Raw genomic sequence first — 3,658 nt, 5'->3', positions numbered from 1 at the left:
ACAAGGCAAATCTCCCTACTCCTCACTCCTTACTCCTTGATTTATAGCAGTTGCCATAACTGTATTTGACATCTCAAAAGCTAAAAACTCAGACAACACTATTTTTCCTTCTGTTGTAGATAACTAATCGCCTAGATAACTAAAGCCAACTTCTGTCTACCAATGGAAATCAGGAAAAAACATAATTTAGTTAATCCTTAAAACTTAGTTTTTGAAGGTAATATCTAATATAAAATGTGGACAATTGATGAAAAAACTATACAAGGCAAATCTTACCGAATAATTAAAGTTTAAAGCCTCTCCTTTCAAAGAGAAATAAGAAAAAATTTTCCTTTCAGTCAATCTTCATTGCTTTTAGGGAGAGGTAATTATCAATTATTAATTATTGAATACTCCCTACTCCTCACTTCTTGATTTATAGCAGTAGTCATAACTGTATTTGACATCTCAAAAACTGAAAACTCAGACAAGGCTATTTTTGCTTCTATTGTAGATAACTAAAGCCAACTTCGGTATTTTTTCTTCCTTCTTCCTTCTTCCTTCTTATCCCAATTTCCAAAGCTTAACAGTTTGATCGAAACTACCACTAGCTAAAATTTCTCCATCAGAACTAAATGCAACGGAATTAACCCATCGAGAATGCCCTTTTATAGTGCGTAAAAGTTTCCCTGTTTCTAGATGCCAAATTTTGATAGTATGGTCGCTACTTGCACTAACTAAAGTTTGACTATCTGGGCTAATAACTACAGAATTAACATCATTAGTATGACCGCGTAAAGTGCGTAAAATTTTTCCTGTTTCTAGTTGCCAAATTTTAATATTTTTATCGCTACTACCACTTGCTATTTTGTCGCCATCAGGACTGACAGTCACAGATAAAATTCTGCCATGATGACCGACTAATGTGTAAATTTCTGTTCCAGTTTCCAGATTCCAAGTTTTAATATTATTCTGACTTCCTGTGACTAATATTTTCCCATTCGAACTAATATCAACTGCATAAATACTGTCAGAATGACCGCGAAAAGTATGTAGCATTTTACCTGTAGGTATATGCCAAATTTTGATGGAATCATCGCTACTGCCACTCACTAATTTTTCTCCATCAGGACTAATAGCAATAGAAGTAACTCGCATAAAATGACTTTGCAAAGTTAGTTCTGTTTCGGTTGCTAAATGCCAAATTTTTATCGTCCCATCATAACTACCACTAGCTAATATATTTCCATCTTGGCTGAGAGCGATCGCTACTACATCATTAGTATGGCCTTCAATTATACCTAATTCTTCTCTTGTTTCTAAATTCCAAACTTGAATAGTACCATTACCATTACCACAAGCTAAAATTTGACCGTCTTGACTAATAACTACAGAATAAACTCTTTCTGAATCTGTATTAAAAGTTTCTTCTAAGGAAACTCCATTGGGCAGACTTAACTTTAAATATTTGGGATGAATCCGAAAATAACCAACAAAATGACTGCCTCCTATAGCGAGGATGAAAATTATTCCACCTACTAGAAATTTGCCTTGATTTTTAGATAAAAATTTCTCTAGATTATCAGATTTAATTTCCTTTGACCGCTCTGGAGAAAATAAACCGGAATTAAATTGTTTTGGCAAATGACTAATAATTTGAGTAGCGCCAATCCCCAGAAGTAAAATTGCACTACCTAATAAGAATTTGCTTTTTAATGGATGATATTTTTTTTGTATCAAAGATTGAGATAAATCATCTTTTATCTGTCTCCACTGATGTAGAATAGTCTGATAATTTTCTGGATGTTGTTGTGAAATTAAGTCATCAATAAAATCTACTAATTTTGGGGATATTTGAGAAACTTTATCTCGCCAATTTAAGGTCTTAGTATCAGAATTTAAAAATGTAGATGCAGGCTGACCAGTTAACAAGTAAATAAACATATATCCGAGAGCCACAAAATCAGATTGTACAGACTGTAGCTCTAGAGAAAAATTAGTTAATGTTAATTGCCCATTGGGACGGAGAATAATATTACTAGGTTGAATATTTTGATAGAAAAATTGTTTTTCGTGTAATAAGTCTAAGATTTCTATGAGTTGATTTAACCATTCAACAGCTAATTCTTGATTAATGGGTAAATTGTTTTTTCCCAACCAAGTTTGTAGATTTTCTCCAGGAACTTTTTCTCTAACTAAACAGTGTAATTTTTGATTACTGTTTCTCGGTATAAATGTAAAATAACTACCAGGTTTGACTTGAGGAATTCCAGGATGATTCAGTTGCGCTAATATTTTGGCTTGTTGTTGAAATTGAGAGACAGATTCAGGACTATTTATATGTAATACTTTGAGAATTTCTGTGGTTTCTTCTCTTTTAACTTCATAAATAGTTCCCCAGTCAAGAACCCTAAGTTTTTTGACAGCTTGATATTGTCCTTCAATTAATAATTTGGAGCCACAAGCTGTACAATATAAAGGATTATTCTGATTTTCTGGGTAGAAGCAATTAGGATTAATACAGTAGCTCATAATAGCTGTCTAATTCAGTAGAGCTTTTTTTGGTGTTTGAAAATCGAGTGAAGCTTAATGATTAAGCTAAGACGCATTTAGATTTTATATTCTCTGTTAAGCTAATATACACTTATTTTGAAAATAGTAAAAATAACAAATAAGATATTTCCAGCTACTATTACTATTTTTAAAGTTAATATCTATAGCAGGGAACAGTGGTGCGACCCCGCGTCGGCGTTTTGCTGCGCAAAAATGCTGCGCAGAATTCCGTAGGAAAAAGCTTTAAGTCCTCTGTAACAGGCAAGGTATTCTCGCCATGGGAACGCTGACCAAGAGAGGGAACGCGCACTCCTGTGAAAGAACAGTGGGAAAAATATTTCCCCTGATTCGGAGCATTATGAGTCTATGTCCTCACCTACCTGTCTATTGCTATATAATTCACAATTTAAATGTACAATAATTTAGGGAATGACCAAAATAAAGAGATAAATTTTTTAAAGCCTAAATAGCCGATTAGACTTTAAACTTATCTAAGTTTAATATTTGTCTACGTTATATTTCGTATGTATATAAAATATTTATCGGATAATCAAAATGTTTTGCCGAGTTACATCAATTTTTTGTCACATATTCAGTGGCAACTCAGAAACTAAATAGTCAACTTATAGTCTAACTTCTAATTAAAATCATACCTAACCTAAGCAATCAGCCACTTTAGGCATTAATATCATGTCCAGATAATTAGTGATCAAAAAAAACTTTCTTCTCCTTCTCCTCTTCCCTCCTTCTACTACTGACTCCTGACTCCTGACTCCTGACTCCTGAGTCCTCTATTTATAACTGTTTAACCGGACATGATATAACTCAAAATTATTATAGTATCGTAGTATAGTCTTTTTGAATCGTTAGTTTCATTTCAGCACATTCTACATTATGCTACGCGTAATATAATATTTGTAAAATAGTAGTTTTATAGCTAAAGTTTAAATAATTTGACCATCCTTAACTAACACCAGATATGATTGAATTAAACTATAGTTACCTAAACGCATCAGAAGGCCAGCACTATAATCTATGATGAGCGTGTCTGGATGAATGATGCGTGTATAATTATGATTCGATGTCATCATTAGACACAAATATTAATAGTTTATCCAGTATACAT

General features: G+C 32.9%; 2 protein-coding genes. Both read right to left on the bottom strand.

Translation table 11 applies throughout. The features are described from left to right. Positions 1-543 precede the first annotated feature (543 nt). Positions 544-2,511: a WD40 repeat domain-containing serine/threonine-protein kinase gene (locus F6K27_RS26435; RefSeq protein WP_287277489.1), complete on the bottom strand. Its 1,968-nt coding sequence runs from the start codon at positions 2,509-2,511 to the stop codon at positions 544-546. A 965-nt stretch (positions 2,512-3,476) separates the two neighbouring features. Then, positions 3,477-3,623: a hypothetical protein gene (locus F6K27_RS26430; protein ID WP_287277487.1), complete on the bottom strand. Its 147-nt coding sequence runs from the start codon at positions 3,621-3,623 to the stop codon at positions 3,477-3,479. Between the last annotated feature and the right edge of the window lie 35 nt (positions 3,624-3,658).

Origin of the sequence: Okeania sp. SIO2F5, from assembly GCF_010692685.1 — a bacterium.
GTDB classification, from domain to species: domain Bacteria; phylum Cyanobacteriota; class Cyanobacteriia; order Cyanobacteriales; family Microcoleaceae; genus Okeania; species Okeania hirsuta.
Note: the sequence above shows the minus strand (reverse complement) of the source record. Positions and strands in the feature narration are given on the sequence as shown.